Genomic DNA, 16,750 nt, shown 5'->3' on the forward strand with positions numbered 1-16,750 from the left:
GACGACAGTTGAGAGTGTCCCATTAGTTCGCTATTTCGGCTTCGATCAACACTCGATGAGTTGGCAACTTGGGCGACTTCGTAACCACGGCTTCGGAAGTCGGATAGCCGATCGCGATTAGCATTATCACGACCTCGCTATCGTGGATTTGGGCGGCACGACGCAGCTTGGCGTCTTGGGAGCTTACGGTACTCCAATTCAGGCAACATGACGCGATCCCTTGTTCTTCAAGTGCATAGATCAGGGTCATCGCGAAGAGCCCACCGTCAATGTAGGCCTGATTTCGCTCGCCTGCCGTCAGAAATGCCCTCAAGTCGCACGTAATTATCAGGACGTGCGACGCAGTTTGCCCAAATCCGGAGTTTCCGTTTTGCAGTGACAGAACGCGATTGGCAGCGGTGCCTCTCGGCACGGCACGTACACGTGCGGCTTGACGGTTGCAAACGCTAGGTGACGCTTGCGCAACTTCAACTGCCCTTGCCAGTTCCACATCATCAACTAAGCATTCGGAGAAGTTTCTTACGCTGCTTCGCTCGATCGCAATTTGGGCAAACGATCTGCGAAGGTGCGCAGATGCAGGATCGAACTGCTTGCCAATGGTCTCGGTACCGCCGGTAAGCGCGAGCTCGGGCCCGTTCACGCGTCGTAGCTCGGTCAACGTGGCAGTTAAAGCTGACCACCAAGGGCGTGGTTCGGATCGCTCCACGAAGTAGTCTCCGTACGAGTCCAACGCACCCAATGCGGCTGAAATGACAGAGGTATCACGATCCGGCCGACTAACGTACATTTCACAGTTCTGCACTAGGCGCTCGATTGTCGACTGCCCGAACCACGGCCGTGGATGTGGGAGTGTCAAACCCTTTTCCACGCGGTGGTAGTCCATGACTATGTTCGCTTCAAGCGATCCGGTTGTAGCGTTTGTTAACGTTCCCGAAGCTCGCGCATACCGAGCGGCGTCGCGAACGTACGAATCGGCTAGCAGACCGAAGCTACGTAGCTGGACAACGAAGTTTATATTCTTTGCCCGCAGTCGAATCTTTTTCTTGATCCCGGTGATGTATTTCAACGCGGACTCCGATTTCGGTGTAGATTTTTGTGCCAACGTGCATTGGCCTGAGGTTTCGGTGACGTCGTCGTTATCGCTCGCAATGATTCTATCGATTTCCGCTGTTCCGCGATTCGTTGGACGAGCACTTTTTGTGCCTCATCAGAATAGTAGCTACTATTTTTAACCACACTTTCAATGCCGCTTGCAATCGACTGCGGGTCTCTAGGGTCAACATACTCAGCAGCCGTGGTCAGAAACTGCGAAAGGACATGAAAATTGCTGGTTACTTGAGGCTTACCCGCCATCAGCGCTTCGTATCCAGCACGCTGCATGGTGAAATCTCGCTTGGTCAGTGCGCAGATTAGCTGCGCCTCCAGTAGCAACCTTTGGAAGACTTCGTTCGTGACGTATCCGGTAAACCTCACGTTCGGTGTTGCTTTAGCCTTTATGGCTTCTGGTGCCCTGCCCGTAAATACGAAACGAATTTGAGGACAGAGCCTCGCAGCCGCAACGATCTCGTCGACAGGTTCGTCGTTTGCATAGCTCAGTGGGCACAGAACAAATCCCTCGGCGGTCGTTGACTCGACCATACTTCTGTCCGTAAGAATGTCGTGGAGAACGAAAGTACGCACGCCGGATTTCAAGGTTAGTTTGGCCAGCTCGGAGTTTGTGACGACCACGGCCTCGCCCCTCAGCATCCAGAGACCTATTCTTGAGAACCACTTCCATTTCGGGTCAAGAAAGTATCCAGTGTGTAGATCCGCAACAATGCGAGTATTGCTGCGTTTGAAGGCCATTACCGTCAATAACGCTGGTGCCGGCGGGAGCATCACAAAAATACTAGAGGAACTGTCAGAGCGAAGGCATCTACGAGTCTGCAGGATTGAACGAACGTACCGCTCTACGAGGTTTCTGCCGTCTGGTTTGACAAATTCCGGTTTCAGCCCCAAGACTTCAGCGAGTTCGGCACTTCGCCCATGGTATCTAACCCAGCTTAGAAACATCGTCTACCTTAGCGATCGATATTGAGGTCGCTGAAATTATCGATTCTGGATTTATCTCGCCGACCTCCAGCGAAAGCCCAATTCCAGAATCTCCGACCAATCGGGCTATTTGCTCTTGGTGATCATCGACATGTTCATTTCGTAAACTGCGCCGTGGAACCACTATTGGACACTTTCCTAAATCGAGTATTTTTAGTATTGAGCCGACTCCACTATGGGTAATCACGGCATCTGCATGAACAATGTGGTTGGTAAATTCTTCGTCAGAAAGGACTTGGTAAATCTGACCCGGTAAATCAGACCTCGTCGTGCATCCCAATTGCCATACTGTCGTAGGACCACATAGTCCGGTATCCAAGATCGCGTCGATCATCGCGTCGAATCTGTACGGCTTGATTGTGCCGAGTGTGACGAAAAGTCGCGGCTGTCTGTTCACGGTCGTGGTCGCCTGACTGCTATAGGAATCCATTACTGTTCCCGCGTATGACCAGCGGGTATTGGCCCATCGTTTGTGCTGGGTCTGTAATGTGGTGAATCTCGATGCGGCTAATATACGTCCGCTGATCGACGGCCCGTCGGTCCTAGAAACACTTTCGATATACCGAGTTGCGATGCCATTTGCACGTGCGGCAGGAAGCGCCGCGAGCGCCAATCCAGATCCTGTACTGACGGCCTCTGAGTAGAGGACTTTATCTGTGGCAAGCACCTTTCTGATTGCCAAAAATGCCTTAACGATGTTGCGGTAGTCCCTTGGCGATATGTAAGGCACATATAGCACTTTTCGACCCGCCAGCAGTGATCGGCTCTGCTCGGTATCGAATGTAATCCAGAGCGAATCTTCCGACGCGCCTAGACTGGGAGCCAACTTGACGAGCTGCGCAAGGTGCCCACCCGTAGATGCCGCCAGCACTAGAGCCCTTCTGTTCCGGATTAAGTTCGACACTCTAATCTCCCAGATTGCTCAAAATTCTTTAATCCTGCATAACGCCCGGGGTCCGCTTCGGTCCTAGTAAGCACCATTGCTACCAACTACTGCCTTCAAGGTCTTGGCGATGATCAACAGATCCCCCACCATCGACCAGTTCTCGACGTACGACAGATCGAGCCGCACAGTCTCTTCCCACGACAGGTCCGATCGTCCACTGACCTGCCACAGCCCTGTGACTCCCGGCTTGACCAGCAATCGCCGTCGAACCTCACCGTTGTAGGTCTCGACCTCACGCCGCAGCGGAGGCCTCGGCCCCACCACGCTCATCTCGCGCTTGAGCACGTTGATGAACTGCGGCAGTTCGTCGAGACTGAAACGCCGCAGCACCTTGCCGACAGGTGTTACCCGCGGATCGTCACGCATCTTGAACAGGACCCCGCCGGCACTCTCGTTCTGATCGAGAAGGTTCGCAACCTGCTTGTCCGCGTCGACGGTCATGCTGCGGAACTTGATCATCGAGAACGGCTTGCCGTCGATTCCCATGCGCTCGGACTTGTAGAACACCGGGCCACGGCTCGTGGCCTTCACCGCGATGGTTACTGCCAGCAGAATCGGTGAGATCAGCACCAGAACGAGAGCCGCGAACGTGAGGTCGAATGCGGTCTTGCTGAAGCGCGTCGCGCCGTTGTACTGCGGCTTCTCGACGTGGATCAAAGGAAAGCCTGCGACGGGCCGCATCACCAGTCGGGGGCCGGCCACATCGACGACACCCGGCGCGACCACTAAGTCGACGTCCTTCTTCTCCAGATCCCAGATCATCTTTCGGATGCCCTTGTGGCCGAGGTGCTCGGTGGCCGTCACAGCAACGGTGTCCGCACCACATTCTTCGATCGCGTCGAGAACGTCATGCTCGTCGCCCAGCACGGGAATGTCGGTGCCTTCGACATGAACCACGCCGTCCCGCGGAGCCTCGTAGCCAGGCATGCACATTCCCACCACCGCGTACCCCGCAGAGGGAGACTTCTCGAACGACTGCGCCATCGACAATGCTGCAGAACGACTACCCACGATCAGAACGGACGTCGTGTACCCGCCCTTACTCCTGGAGCGTGAAACCACTTTTCGCCAGATCCAGCGCGTGAGCAGCAATGCAAGTAGCCCCACAGGCAGAGCGATCGCGAGATAGAGCCGCGCAATGTCGATTCGAAAAAGAAGTGACACGATCGCGATGACACCGAACAGGCGGAAGGTGGCCGCGACGATGCGGCGATACTCCTCTGCACCGTCACCGATCACTCGAGGAGAGCGCGTACGAAAGATCACGAGAAACGCGATCCACAGACCGGCCAGTGCAACGGAGACACCCGTGTACGTCATGGCGGGGAGTAGGCCCGTCATCTCGACATCGCCAAATCGCACGAACTGAGCGAGCGCGACCGACAGCACCACAGCCACGACATCCGTCACCCGCAAGCGCGCGATGTACTGACGCTCCCACACGTGCCGCGACGTCAGCGTGCGCGTTGCAGCCACGTCCGAACGACGGGGAGATCCCCAGAGAGAGCGGTGTGCAGCCCCGACAGTTGCCACGTGCTCCCCTCCTCTGCACTAGTACGCACGCCACCGGCGAGCGGATGAATCCGATCGATACCCATCCGCTGTGCGACTGGTATCGAATTGAAATAGTCCCATGCCGTTCGATGTACCACCACGCGAGCGGTACAGATCACAAACCAATAACAGCATTGACGTTGTTTACCACATCAAAGGTAATGCTGCGATCCGCGAGAACAATCGAACAGCGCCAGCAATTTTTCCGCCCAAAACCGCTCTGCGACAAGCGGATTGAACGTGAACTGTGACCAGTCACAGGTATCGAAGTTGTTTTTAAGGCATTTATCATATAGCGCAGCGTGTGCTTACTGCCGATAAAGGTCCACAGCACCTCTCACGCAGGTAGAAGCGAGCGAAGTACCCAATACGAGCCGGTAACCGGCGTGAAAATTGGATTCCGCGGGAGATGCCGCCGTAGGTCCGAAATTCATTCCCTTGAATGAATTTCGAGAAACGCCCTCGCCCACTGCGATCAGGGACGCCCCAACCCGCGGTAGTTCCATCCCGCCGCACGCCACTGTTCCGGGTCCAGGCAGTTGCGCCCGTCGATCAAAGTCTTGCTGCGCACCGCACCCTCCAGATCCTTCGGAGCGAGTGCCTTGAATTCCTTCCACTCCGTCAGTACCAGCACCACGTCGGCGCCCTCGCAGGCTTCGAGCGCGGAACTGCTGTAGGTCAGGGTGGGGAACAGTGCACGGGAGTTCTCCATGGCCTTGGGGTCGTACACGTTGACCGCGGCACCCTGGAGCTGGATCTGCCCGGCCACGTTCAGGGCCGGTGAATCACGAACGTCGTCCGAGTCAGGCTTGAAGGCGGCACCCAGCACAGCGACCCGTGCACCGAGAAGAGACCCACACGCCTCACGCGCCAACTCCACCATGCGTGTGCGGCGTCGCATGTTGATGTTGTCGACCTCACGCAGGAACGTCAGCGCCTGGTCAGCACCCAGTTCACCGGCCCGCGCCATGAACGCCCGGATGTCCTTGGGCAGGCAGCCGCCGCCGAAGCCGATGCCGGCATTGAGGAACTTACGGCCGATGCGCTCGTCGTGGCCGATGGCGTCGGCGAGCACGGTGACGTCGGCCCCGGCGGCCTCGCAGACCTCCGCGATAGCGTTGATGAACGAGATCTTGGTGGCCAGAAACGCGTTGGCCGATGCCTTGACCAACTCGGCGGTGGCCAGGTCGGTGACCAGGAACGGGATCTTCTCGGCGAGCAGCTGCGCGTACACCTCGCGGGCGAGCTCCTCGGCGCGTCCCGGACGGGCGCGATCCACGCCGAGCACCAGGCGGTCGGGGTGCAGAGTGTCCTTGACGGCGTAACCCTCCCGCAGGAACTCGGGGTTCCATGCCACCTCGACGTCGTCGCCGGCCGGTGCGAGCTCGCGGGCGATGGTGCCGAGCCGCTCTGCCGTACCCACGGGAACGGTCGACTTACCGAAGATCACGGCCGGCTTGGTGAGCAGAGGCGCGAGTGTCTCGATGACCGAGTCCACGAACTTCATGTCGGCTGCGAACTCCCCCTTCTTCTGGGGCGTACCGACACCGAGAAAGTGAACCTCCGCGAAATCCGCGGCTTCCTGGTACGACGCGGTGAAGCGGAGGCGGCCGGCCGCGATGTTCCGCTGCAACACCTCTTCGAGACCGGGCTCCCAGAACGGGACCTCGCCGGCTTCGAGCTTCGCGAGTTTGGCCGGGTCCACGTCCACGCCGAGCACCTCATGGCCGAGCTCGGCCATGCACGCTGCGTGAGTGGCACCGAGGTAACCGGTACCGAACACTGTGATTCGCATTTGTTCCATTCCCCGTCGGTCGTTCTGAACAATGGCGTACTCGACAAGAGCCCGTGACGGCCCGTCACAGTAAGTGCCTGGAGGACATCGCCTTCAGGTCACGCGCGCATACGGGAATAGTAAACACATGCGATCACGACCGTCACCCAGGAGACTGCGGTCACAAGATCAGTTGAACAACCGGCGAAGCGAAGGTTTCTCAGCGACGAACGGGAAACTGCGGGTTCTCCGGTTCTTCGACGGCCTCGGCGCAGCGGTGGATGAAATCGCTCAATTCGGAGCGGACCTCGGGAGCGAGTAGATCCAAGGGAACGTCGGTGCCGTGGTACTCCGCGAACGCCGAGGTGTAGGCGTCGACGCTGTCGGAGATCACCGCGTGCAGCGAGGTGGACCTGTTCAGATGAACCTTGGCGATCACGTCGATGCGATCGGCCAAGAAGTCGTGAAACGTATTCTGCGCCATGGTCACGTCACGTCCGTTCTCCGAAACAGTTGTCATTGCGTCATGGTACGAACAAAACCGACCGTCCGCAGGGTGAGCGTCCGAAAACTAGTACGCGCCGTCGCTCTTGGCAACTGCGACCGCGGTCTTGGCGATGATGAGCAGATCCCCTGTCATGGACCAGTTCTCGACGTACGAGAGATCGAGGCGAACGCTCTCCTCCCACGACAGATCCGATCGGCCACTCACCTGCCACAGCCCGGTGATACCCGGCTTGACGAGCAGTCGACGACGCACGTCGCCGTCGTACGTTTCCACTTCGCTGCGCAGCGGCGGCCGTGGACCCACCACGCTCATCTCGCGCTTGAGCACGTTGACGAACTGCGGCAGTTCGTCGAGGCTGAACTTGCGCATCACCTTGCCCACCCGGGTGACCCGTGGGTCGTCGCGCATCTTGAACAACACCCCGCCTGCACCTTCGTTGAGCGCGGCAAGTTCCTGTACGCGCTTGTCGGCGTCCTGCACCATGCTGCGGAACTTGATCATCTGGAAAGGCTTGCCGTCGATGCCCATTCGCTCGGACTTGTAGAAGATCGAGCCCTTGCTGGTGAGCTTGATGATTGCGGCGAGAGTGATCAGGACCGGTGAGATCAGCAGGAGGACCGAGGCGGCGAACAGGAAGTCGAACGCCGTCTTGCCGAATCGCTTCGCACCGTTGTATTGCGGCTTCTCGACATGGATGAGCGGGAAGTTCGCCACCGGACGCATCACCAGACGCGGACCGGCGACGTCCACCACGCCGGGCGAGACCACGAGGTCGACCTTCTTCTTCTCCAGATCCCACACCATCTTTCGCAGTCCGCGATGGCCGATGTGTTCGGTGGCAGTCACCGCCACGGTGTCTGCGCCGGAGGTCTCGATGGCCTCGACGACACTGTGCTCGTCACCGAGCACCGGGATCTCGACGCCGTCGACGGTGAAGGACGTGTCGTTGCCGGGCTCGTAGTTGGGTAGGCAGATCCCGACCACGCTGTAGCCGGCCTCGGGCGAACGCTCGAACGACTTGGCCATGGCCAGTGCCGAGCTGCGGCTGCCGACGATGAGCACCGAGGTCTGGTATCCGCCACGTGCGCGTTTGCGTGACACCACTTTTCGCCACACCCACCGACTGAGCAGAAGTCCGATCAGGCCGACGGGCAGTGCGATCGCGAGATACAGACGGGCGATGTCCAATTGGAACAGCAGGGAGAGGATCGCGATGGTTCCGAAGAGCCGGAACGTGGCCGACACGATGCGGCGATACTCCTCCGAGCCGTTGCCGATCACCCGTGGCGAACGGGTGCGGAAGATGGCGAGAAACGTCAGCCACAGAATCGCGAGCACTCCGGATATGCCGAGATAGCCGATGACGGACCACGGTTCACGAAAATCGATCTCTCCGAAGCGGATGATCTGCGCAACCGTCACCGCACCGAGAACGACCACCGTATCGGTGACACGGAGGCCCTCGGTGTAGTGCGTCTCCCATTCACGACGCGATGTCGTTCTGCGTAACCGTCGTGCATCACGCCGCGAGACAACCGAATTCTGCGCTTCCAGATCGCTGACTGACACTTGCTTCCCCTCGGTACTTACGCGTTGCCGAACCCTTGCGTGATCGGCACAGCTCCGTGCCACCCCGTCGTGCAGATTATCTTTTCGTGCTTATTGTGTCACTTGGTAACGGTGTGTTGATCGGCGAGAACCCGCAGGTCGTTACATGTTTCTACTGCATTAACCGCACGCGTCCCCCGCGTTGCCGAATTCTCCCGGAAGCCCCCATTCCGGCCTTTGTCGACCACCTATTAGTGCCACATTCACCTCGTGTGTCAAGCATTGTCGGTCGAACGCCGTACGTTCGGAGAGATGCCTGCGAAGGCCTCCCACATTCGGTGGCCCAGTTCCCGTTGCCCCTCGCCGTTGTAGTGGATCTTCTCGGTCTCGCTGTTGTAGAGCCCGCGCGGACCCGGCACGTACGCCACTTTCGTCTTGCGCCGGGGAGTATCGGCATGCACCGCATCGATGGCGGCGTAGTTCGCCTCCCCCGATTCGATCTCGTCGGGCACCATCTGGCCCACCACGAACGGAACGTCGCCGAACTCGCCGCGGAGCGTGTCGATCAGGCTGTCGAGCTTCTCCGCGTACACCGGCGCGGTCAGCAGCGGCACATCGCTCTCACCTTGATGCCACAGCACCGCGGCGAGCTCGTTGCCGGGTTTCGTCGCCAGCCCTGTTCGGATGCGCTGCAGTGCATCCCAGAACAGATTGACTCGCGCGCCGGTATCGGCCGGATCCCAGGAGATGCCGTGGATCCGCGCGAAGCCCGAATCTCCGCGCGCATACGGAACCAGCAACACCGGCCTACCCGTTGCATCGGCGAGGTGCGCGGCGAACGTCGGACCGAAACCGACTGCCTTGGACGGCACCTCGTGAAACAGAGGATTGCTGCCCGCCACGATGGTGTTCTTCGACCGGCCCGACGCGGCCCACTGATGCACCCGTGGATGCGGCGCATCCAGGCCGGCCCCGTCCAATCCGACGCCGGCACCGTGGGCATTGGACTGGCCCAGCACGGCAACCACCAGATACGGCTCGTCGATCGGTTCCACCGGAATGCCGCGTCCGAGACGCTTCTTCACCACGTCTTTCGCTCGCACCTTCGCGTTCTGCCGAAACCCCATGACGCTCCCCCTACTCACGTGCAGTCGTTCTGCGCCGGTACCCCGGCGAAACGATCCCCTATCCACTGATTGACGGCGTCGCCGTTCACATCCCCGTGCCCCCGGCCCGCCTGACGATCGATGGTGATGACGTCTCCGTACCCGCAGGCCTGCTCGAGAGCCGCGTCGGTCCATGCCGCATCGATGTACGTATCGGCATCGCCGTAGGCCACCAGCATCGGTGCCGACGCCGGTCTCTGTGGCACGGCCATCGCCCCCAGTGCGCGCCGGAGGGCATCCGCAGCCGCATCGGATTTCGGGGCGAAGTCCTTGTCGCCCAGCCTGTTCACCGCGTCCTCACGGGCACCGGCCTTGTCCGGCGTGCAGCCGGTGAGCGCGGCCCAGTCCTGAGCGGCGTCGCCACTGCGGTAGTCGTCGAGGTTCAGAGCCGGGTCGCGTCGCGCCAACGACTCCAGTACCCACTGCAGCAGAGGGCCTTGATCGTCGGTCAGTGTTCCCGCGATGGCCTTGTCCACCAGCCCCACCATGTTCGCCCCCGGTGCCAGCGCGACCGCGCCGACCAGATCCAGCTCGGGAGCGTAGGAATCGGCGAGTTCGTTCGCCGCCCACGCGGCACCCCCGCCCTGCGATCCGCCGAACGCAGCCCACTGCGTACCCACATCGGGAAAGACCGTCCGCAGTGCCCGTACGGCATCGATGACGTCGTAGCCGGCGGTGATGTTGTCCAGGTACGCATGGTTGCCGGGATGCCCGAGTCCCTCGTAGTCGGTGATGGCCACCGCGAATCCGGCTGTGGTGTAACCCTGTACGAGCGCCGAGGCCCCCAGCAGCGACGCGGACCGCGACGGAGCGCATTCCTGTTCGATACCCGTGGTGCCGTGGGCGTAGGAGATGACGGGCCAACCGCCCTCGGGTGCCTCGCCGGACGGGGTGAACACCGTGCCCGATACTTCTCGCTCGCCCACCCCCGGTTGCACCGAGCGGTACACCACCCGCGCCGCGTTCACGCCCGAAAGCCGCACCTGGATCGGCAGATTGGGCATGGTCTCGGCGCTGACGATGGACCCGCTACCGGTACCCGGATCCGCGATCACCATCGGTTGGGGGTCCGACCCGCGCAGTGCCGCCGCGAGGACTCCCTGCACCTGCCCGGCGACGGGCACCACGACCGCGCACCCGGAAAGCAGGGGTAGCAGCAACAGTGCTGCGAACCATCGCCGCGTCGTCGTCACGTCGCTACTTGGAGGCCTTGAACCGACGCGCGTACGTCAGACCGGGCTTTTCGATGAATCGATAGGTCAGTGACCCGAACGCAATACTGATCGCTCCCACCAGCACGAAGTTCCGCAGTAGCCCCAGGGGGCTGTCCCCGGCCATCCACCCGAAGCGCCCCACCATGATCAGGATGGGGAAGTGCCACAGGTAGACGCTGAGCGAGATCATGCCGACGTAGCTCAGCGGTGCCCAGTCGGCACGTTCGGCGAGCAGCGACTTCTCCCCACGCGCCAGCGGCACGATGATGAACAGGATCAGCAGCGCCGAGCCGAATGCCACGGTGGAGCTCTGCCAGCGTGAATTGTCGTCGATGAGTTTCAGCGAGATCGCGGCGGTGGGGATCATGGCGAGTCCGGTCCACCAGCGCATCCTGGTGGCGATCGCGCCCTTCAGCATCCCGTTGTCGATGGCGACGAACACCACGGCGGCGAGCATCCCGTACGTGAAATTGTCTGCCAGCGACCAGAAGCTGCGGCTGAGCACCGCGACCTGGTTGGGACCCCAATCCAACAACTTCGGGTCGGTGATGCCCGACGGCCCGACGAGCGAGGCGGTGTAGAGCTTTCCGGTGATACCGATGACGAACATGATCACCACCGGGATCATCGCCAGCACCGGTGCCGAGATGGACGTGCGCTTGCGGAGATAGAACGCGATGCCCGTCAGCAGTGGCAGTGCAAGGTAGAACGCGAACTCCAGCGAGAGCGACCACGACGGGTTGATCCCGGTTTGCAGCATGCTCGGAATGTACGAGTGCATCAGTGTCAGATTTGCCAGCAGCGTGAGCGGATCGGTGAGGATGCCCAGACCGTTGTCGGTGAAATGCCGTTCGGCGACGGCCGCGTTCTCCACGAACACCGCTCGCATGACGAAGTTCGCGAACAGGAAGATGAACAGATAGGCCGGGAACACTCGAAGCAGGCGATGCATCGCGTAGCTGAAGTTGTTCGGCATCGGCTTGCCTGCGAACAACTTTCGCACCATCGGCAGGAAGATCAGGAATCCCGACAGCGCGAAGAAGAAGATCAGGCCCTGCCCCAGCAACCCCAACTTGTACGTGAGCACGGTCTGCGGTGAGTAATGGCCACCGACGTGGACCGCGAGCACGCACAGGCACGCGAAGCCACGCGGGCCGTCGAGGCCGACGATGCGCGCGGGACGCTTGGACTCACCGGCCACCGAAGGCGCGGGCGCAGTCGCTGCGGCTGCGGTGCTGTCTGGAGTAGCAGTCATGGGTACCTTCTTCAGGTCACGGCGCTGGTGGTGGTACTGGGCAGAAGTTGACGGCCTCGGTACCGGCGAACCGGTCGCCGAGCCAGCCGAACGCAGCAGCACCGTCGATGTCTGCGTGACCGGAATTCGGTTGGAGCACATACTGAATGGTGTCGCCTGCGGCGCAGCCGGCACCGATGGCGGTGTCGGTCCACGCCTGGGAGATCAACGTGTCCTCACCGCCGTAGATCACCAGCATCGGTGCAGCAGCAGGAGACTTCGGCAGACTCATCTCCCGCAGGTATCCCTCGAGAACCGCAGTGGCCTCCGGCGTTGCCGGCCGCAGATCGTCGTCGCCGATCTGCGCGGCCAGCGACGTACGGTCGGCCGCGAGGACGCCCCCGCATGCCGAGAGCTCGTCCCACTTCTCGGCGACGATGCCGCGGCGGTAATCGTCCAGATCCAGCTCGGGATGGGCCTGCGACAGGCCCACCAGCACCCACTGCAACAGCGGCTTCTGGTCGTCGGTGAGTGTGCCGTCGGCCGCTGCGGCCGCCAGGCCGGTGATGTCGGCGGCCGGAACCAGACTGACCGACCCGACCATGTCGAGTCCCGCGCCGTAGCTGCGCGCGAGTTCGTTTGCCGCCCAGGCTGCCTGACCACCCTGCGAACCACCGAACGATGCCCAGCGGGTCGACGTACCGGGCACCAACTTGCGGGCCGCACGCACCGAATCGATCAGGTTGTTCCCGACGGTCCTCGCATCGAGGTACGGGTGATACGTGCCGTCCAGACCGAGACCCTGGTAGTCCGAGACCGCGACCACGTATCCGGAGCGAACCAGCGCTGCCACTATCTGTGAGCTTCCGAGCAGTTCCGGATCGGTCGACGGCCCGCAATCGTTCAACACGCCGGTGGTGCCGTGACCGTAGGCGATGATCGGCCAACCACCCTCGGGTGCAGAGCCTTCCGGGGCGAAGATGGTGCCGGAGACTCGTTGGGTGGACCCGTCGATCCCGGACGTCGACGTGTACACCACTCGAGCGGCGATGGAGGAGATGGCGCTCACCCGGCGGTCCACGGTGAGCAACTCTTCCGCACTCTCGAGCGAACCGGGGCCGTCGTCGCTGTAATCGGCGGACAGGGTGGCCCCGACGGCGACGGACTGTGGATCGACCGCCGGATCGTCCGAAGAACATCCCGCGGCGACCAGTACCAGCGCCAGCGCACCTGTTGTTGCGGCTCTGCGCAGCAGCGTCGTTCGTGTGTTCGTCATCGTCTCTCCCCCGTGACCTGCTTGACCAGATGTTCGACCTGATCGCGATGGTCGATCGAATCCCTTGCGATACCGAGCGCGAGTACCAGTACGCCGCCGAGCACTACCCCCATGCCCGCTCCCAGCATCACGTTGCTCTTGACCTGCGGTGTCGTGGCCGCACCCGGCGTTGTCGCCGCATCCACCAGAGTCAGGACCGACACCGGACCGTCGACCCCCAGATCGATCTCCCCGACCAACTTGATGAGCTGCACTGCAACGGAATTGGCGATGTCACGTGCCTGTTCGGCATCGGCGTTCACCACCGAGATGTCGATCAGGGCAGAGCCGGGACTCGGCACCACCGTGATGTCCTGCTTCAGCACGTCGGGGTCGACGGGCAGGTCCTGGGAGGCGATGACGCGTCGCAGCACCTGCTCCCCGGTGGCCAGCTCGACGTACGACTCGACGCGAACCAACGCTCCTCGGTTGCCGTCGAGGGAGTTCTTGGGCGACGGTGGTCCAGGGGTGGTGACGAACACTCGCGACACCGCGGTGTACGAGGGCTCGACGAGATAGGTCGCCAACCACGCGACGCCCGCCGACAGCACCGCGGCGGCCAGGATCGATCCCCAGCCGGACAACAGAATTCGGCCGTAGTCCTTGAGGGTCGGTACACCGGTCGGCGCGATCATTTGTTCAGCTCGCACGTGTTGACCGGGCGTTGGCCGGCGAACATGCCCTTGACCCACGGCAGCGATCGGCTGCTGTCCAGATTGCCGTGCCCCTCGCCCTGATGCAGCTCGTACTCGACGAGGTCGCCGGAGTCACACGCGCGCTGCAGCGCCCTCTCGGTCCACGGTTCGAGGATCAGATCGTCCTCGCTGCCGTACATGACCAGAAGCGGTGTCGTCGAACCCTGCTGCGGCAGAGCCATATCCGACAGGTAGCCGCGTAGCCGGTCCGTGGCCTCGGCGCTGACCGGCTTCAGATCGGCGGGCTCGAGCTGTGTCTGCAGTTCCGGGACATCGAGCGACCCCGGCGGGACACACTCGAGCAGATCGTCCCAACGCTCCTTCGCGAAACCGGACCGGTAGTCGTCCAGGTTCATCTCGGGATGCGAGATCGCCAACGAGTGCAGCGCGTACATCAACAGGGGGTACTGAGCACGAGTCAACGTTTCGTTCGCGGCCGCGTCGGCCAGCCCCGACATGTCCGACACCGGCACCATCGCGGCCGTACCGACCAGCTCCAGGCCGCCGCCGTACTCACCGTTGCGATCGCTCGCCGCCCATGCGGCCATCCCGCCGAGCGAGACGCCGTAGGCCGCCCACCGCGTGCTGAGCGTGGGCATGAAGTTCCTGGCCGCTCGTACCGCATCGATCATGTTGTAGCCGAACGTCTTCGAGTCCAGGTACGGATGGTAGTCACCGTCCATACCGAGACCCTGATAGTCGGTCATCGCCACCGCGAAGCCGTTCAGGGCCAGAGCCGCCACGATAGGAGCATTGCCGAGCAGGTTCGCGTACAGCGAGGGTCCACAGGCATTGAGTACCCCCGTGGTGCCGTGGCCGAACGACACGATGGGCCAACCACCCTCGGGCGCAGTACCGGCCGGAACGATGACGGTTCCCGAGACCTCGGTCGGTGAACCGGTGACACCCGAGGTCGACCGATACACCACCCGAGTAGCGGTGGCACCGAGCTCGGTGATGTCGGTCGCGATGTCCTCGATCGGCTCGGCCGAGATCAGCGAACCAGGAGCTGTACCACCGACATTCGACGGCGGAGGCGGCTCCGAGGCCGGAGCCTCGGCGGTGACCGGAGCCGTTGGCGCGTTGGGCGGAAGAACGACCGACGGCTGCTGAGAACAGGAGACCAGCACCGCGGCGGCGGTCAGCACGACGCCGACCTGTGCCGCGAACCTACCTGGCATCGAAACTATCCTCTGCTCGCCGAGGAGGTCGCGGTATCGCTCTGCGCCGGCTTCGGCCTGACCGATGTGGAATGGGCAGGTGCCGAGGACTGTGCAGTGAACGGTTCTGCGGAAGCGGGAGTTTCGGCGGCACTTTCGGTAGGCGTCGCGCTGCCACCGAGGAGGCGTCGGGCTGCGGGCTCGAAGGTGGTCACGACGCCGAGCACGGTGGCCCCGACCCCGTCGAGCACCTTGATCGCCCGCCTCAGCTTGTCGCGCGTCGTGCGGCCGGTGCGCGCGAGAACCAGTGTGCCGTCGGACAATGCGGTGAGAATCGCGCCGTCGGTGACCTGGAGCAGAGGTGGGGTATCGACGATGACGTAGCGGTACTCGCCGCGCAGCGACTCGAGTAGCTCCTGAGCGCGGTCCGACCCGAGCAACTCGCTCGGATTCGGCGGCACCGGACCCGAGGGCAGCACCGAGACACCGCCGAACACATCGTCCTGGATGGCATCCTCGATGCTGTGCTCGCCCGAGAGCACCGTCGACAGGCCGCTGCTCTGATCGATTCTCAGCCGGGTGCCCAGGGTTGCGCTGCGAAGATCGCCGCCGACGAGCAGCACCCGGTGCCCTGCTTCGGCGAGAACGGCCGAGAGGTCGATGGCGGTGCTGGTGCGTCCTTCGCCCGCAGCCGCACTGGTGACGGTGATGACGCGAGGAGGAGTGCCCCCGCCGAGAAAGCGAATGTTGGTGCGCAGAGCGCGGAGTGGCTCACCCATCTTCTGCATCGATGCCACGGCGGCCTTGGGTCGCGTCGCGTCGATCGGGAGGCCGCCGAGGACGACGCGACCCGAAATCTCCTCTGCGCGCGGCCTGTCCCGAATCGAACGATCCAGCAGACCGCGAAGCAACGCGAGTGCGATGCCGAGCACGAAGCCGATGGCAGCGCCGAGGCCGAGGACAGTGGTCAAGCCCATGCCGATCGGCGAGGTCGGTACATCACCCTGATCGACGACGGTGGCACCGGCTGCTGGGCTGCCGCCGCGCTGAGAGGTTTCCAGCTCCTGTACCAACTGGGTCAGCTGACCGGCCACCGCGTTGGTCAACACCTGAGCGACGGCCGGATCGGGATCGGTGGCGCAGAGATCGAGCAGCACCGTCTTCTCGATGGGGGTCGCGGTGACGCGCGAACGTAATTCGTCCGGGGACATCTGCAGCTGCAACTGATCGATCGCGCGTTGCGCAACCTGTGTGCTGGTTGCCAATCCGGCGTAGGACGTCACGCGTTCCTGTGAGAACAGGTTGTTCTGGTACGCCTCACCGACCGAGCTGCCGCCCTCCGTGGTGACGAACAGACGGGCGCACGCCTGATACTGCGGCGTCGTGAAGAACGTGTAGGCCCAGCCTCCGGCGATGCCGATGACCGTCGCGAGCGCAACGATCCACCAACCCGCGCGAAGAATTCGCCCGTACTCTCGAATCTCCACGAGTGCTCCTATCGAATGACATCGGTCAAGGGGAAAGAATAAAGCGCAGCGAACGATT

At 62.0% G+C, this 16,750-nt stretch carries 14 protein-coding genes; all 14 read right to left on the minus strand.

All coding sequences use genetic code 11. The features are described 5' to 3' along the window. Positions 1 to 22: 22 nt before the first annotated feature. The 14 genes from CH274_RS10860 to CH274_RS10925 all read right to left on the minus strand — a co-directional run bounded on the left by CH274_RS10860 (position 23) and on the right by CH274_RS10925 (position 16,692). The gene (locus CH274_RS10860) at positions 23 to 640 is read right to left on the minus strand and encodes a nitroreductase family protein (protein WP_218829205.1); all 618 of its coding nucleotides are present in this window, start codon (positions 638 to 640) and stop codon (positions 23 to 25) included. 422 nt (positions 641 to 1,062) lie between these two features. Then, entirely contained in the window at positions 1,063 to 1,878 is an 816-nt protein-coding gene (locus CH274_RS10865; protein WP_179275703.1) for a glycosyltransferase, read from the minus strand. Between the two features lie 154 nt (positions 1,879 to 2,032). Continuing rightward, positions 2,033 to 2,425: a glycosyltransferase gene (locus tag CH274_RS29665; protein ID WP_256993544.1), complete on the minus strand. Its 393-nt coding sequence runs from the start codon at positions 2,423 to 2,425 to the stop codon at positions 2,033 to 2,035. A gap of 633 nt (positions 2,426 to 3,058) precedes the next feature. Further along, positions 3,059 to 4,513, minus strand: a complete 1,455-nt coding sequence (locus CH274_RS10875) for a sugar transferase (protein WP_256993545.1) — start codon at positions 4,511 to 4,513, stop codon at positions 3,059 to 3,061. Between the two features lie 553 nt (positions 4,514 to 5,066). After that, on the minus strand, positions 5,067 to 6,386 hold the full coding sequence (locus CH274_RS10880; RefSeq protein WP_094657436.1) for a UDP-glucose dehydrogenase family protein: 1,320 nt from the start codon (positions 6,384 to 6,386) through the stop codon (positions 5,067 to 5,069). 199 nt (positions 6,387 to 6,585) lie between these two features. Continuing rightward, on the minus strand, positions 6,586 to 6,885 hold the full coding sequence (locus CH274_RS10885; protein ID WP_094645992.1) for a hypothetical protein: 300 nt from the start codon (positions 6,883 to 6,885) through the stop codon (positions 6,586 to 6,588). Between the two features lie 51 nt (positions 6,886 to 6,936). Then, positions 6,937 to 8,427 carry a sugar transferase gene (locus CH274_RS10890; protein WP_094657565.1) on the minus strand — a complete coding sequence of 497 codons (1,491 nt, stop codon included), beginning with the start codon at positions 8,425 to 8,427 and terminating at the stop codon, positions 6,937 to 6,939. Positions 8,428 to 8,696: 269 nt separating this feature from the next. Further along, entirely contained in the window at positions 8,697 to 9,566 is an 870-nt protein-coding gene (locus CH274_RS10895; protein WP_256993546.1) for a sialate O-acetylesterase, read from the minus strand. After that, positions 9,563 to 10,780 carry a lipase family protein gene (locus CH274_RS10900; RefSeq protein WP_256993547.1) on the minus strand — a complete coding sequence of 406 codons (1,218 nt, stop codon included), beginning with the start codon at positions 10,778 to 10,780 and terminating at the stop codon, positions 9,563 to 9,565. Before CH274_RS10900 ends, CH274_RS10895 begins: the two co-directional genes overlap by 4 nt. A gap of 4 nt (positions 10,781 to 10,784) precedes the next feature. Continuing rightward, positions 10,785 to 12,056 (minus strand): acyltransferase family protein, encoded by a 1,272-nt coding sequence (locus tag CH274_RS10905; protein ID WP_094657567.1) that lies wholly within the window; start codon positions 12,054 to 12,056, stop codon positions 10,785 to 10,787. A gap of 16 nt (positions 12,057 to 12,072) precedes the next feature. Continuing rightward, positions 12,073 to 13,311 carry a lipase family protein gene (locus CH274_RS10910; protein ID WP_094657438.1) on the minus strand — a complete coding sequence of 413 codons (1,239 nt, stop codon included), beginning with the start codon at positions 13,309 to 13,311 and terminating at the stop codon, positions 12,073 to 12,075. Then, positions 13,308 to 13,985, minus strand: a complete 678-nt coding sequence (locus tag CH274_RS10915) for a YveK family protein (protein WP_094657439.1) — start codon at positions 13,983 to 13,985, stop codon at positions 13,308 to 13,310. The genes CH274_RS10910 and CH274_RS10915 overlap by 4 nt, the downstream gene beginning before the upstream one ends. Next, on the minus strand, positions 13,982 to 15,226 hold the full coding sequence (locus CH274_RS10920) for an alpha/beta hydrolase family protein (protein WP_094657440.1): 1,245 nt from the start codon (positions 15,224 to 15,226) through the stop codon (positions 13,982 to 13,984). The genes CH274_RS10915 and CH274_RS10920 overlap by 4 nt, the downstream gene beginning before the upstream one ends. 5 nt (positions 15,227 to 15,231) lie before the next feature. After that, a complete protein-coding gene (locus tag CH274_RS10925) occupies positions 15,232 to 16,692 on the minus strand; it encodes a polysaccharide biosynthesis tyrosine autokinase (protein WP_094657441.1) in 1,461 nt (486 codons plus the stop codon). Positions 16,693 to 16,750 lie beyond the last annotated feature (58 nt).

It is taken from the genome of Rhodococcus sp. 06-418-5, from assembly GCF_002258285.1.
Lineage (GTDB): Bacteria > Actinomycetota > Actinomycetes > Mycobacteriales > Mycobacteriaceae > Rhodococcoides.

Coding starts and splice junctions, on each gene's coding strand:
- CH274_RS10885 (WP_094645992.1), bottom strand. CDS start 6,885: ATGACAACTGTTTCGGAGAACGGACGTGACGTGACCATGGCGCAGAAT.
- CH274_RS10880 (WP_094657436.1), bottom strand. CDS start 6,386: ATGCGAATCACAGTGTTCGGTACCGGTTACCTCGGTGCCACTCACGCA.
- CH274_RS29665 (WP_256993544.1), bottom strand. CDS start 2,425: ATGATCGACGCGATCTTGGATACCGGACTATGTGGTCCTACGACAGTA.
- CH274_RS10865 (WP_179275703.1), bottom strand. CDS start 1,878: ATGCTCCCGCCGGCACCAGCGTTATTGACGGTAATGGCCTTCAAACGC.
- CH274_RS10910 (WP_094657438.1), bottom strand. CDS start 13,311: ATGACGAACACACGAACGACGCTGCTGCGCAGAGCCGCAACAACAGGT.
- CH274_RS10905 (WP_094657567.1), bottom strand. CDS start 12,056: ATGACTGCTACTCCAGACAGCACCGCAGCCGCAGCGACTGCGCCCGCG.
- CH274_RS10915 (WP_094657439.1), bottom strand. CDS start 13,985: ATGATCGCGCCGACCGGTGTACCGACCCTCAAGGACTACGGCCGAATT.
- CH274_RS10920 (WP_094657440.1), bottom strand. CDS start 15,226: ATGCCAGGTAGGTTCGCGGCACAGGTCGGCGTCGTGCTGACCGCCGCC.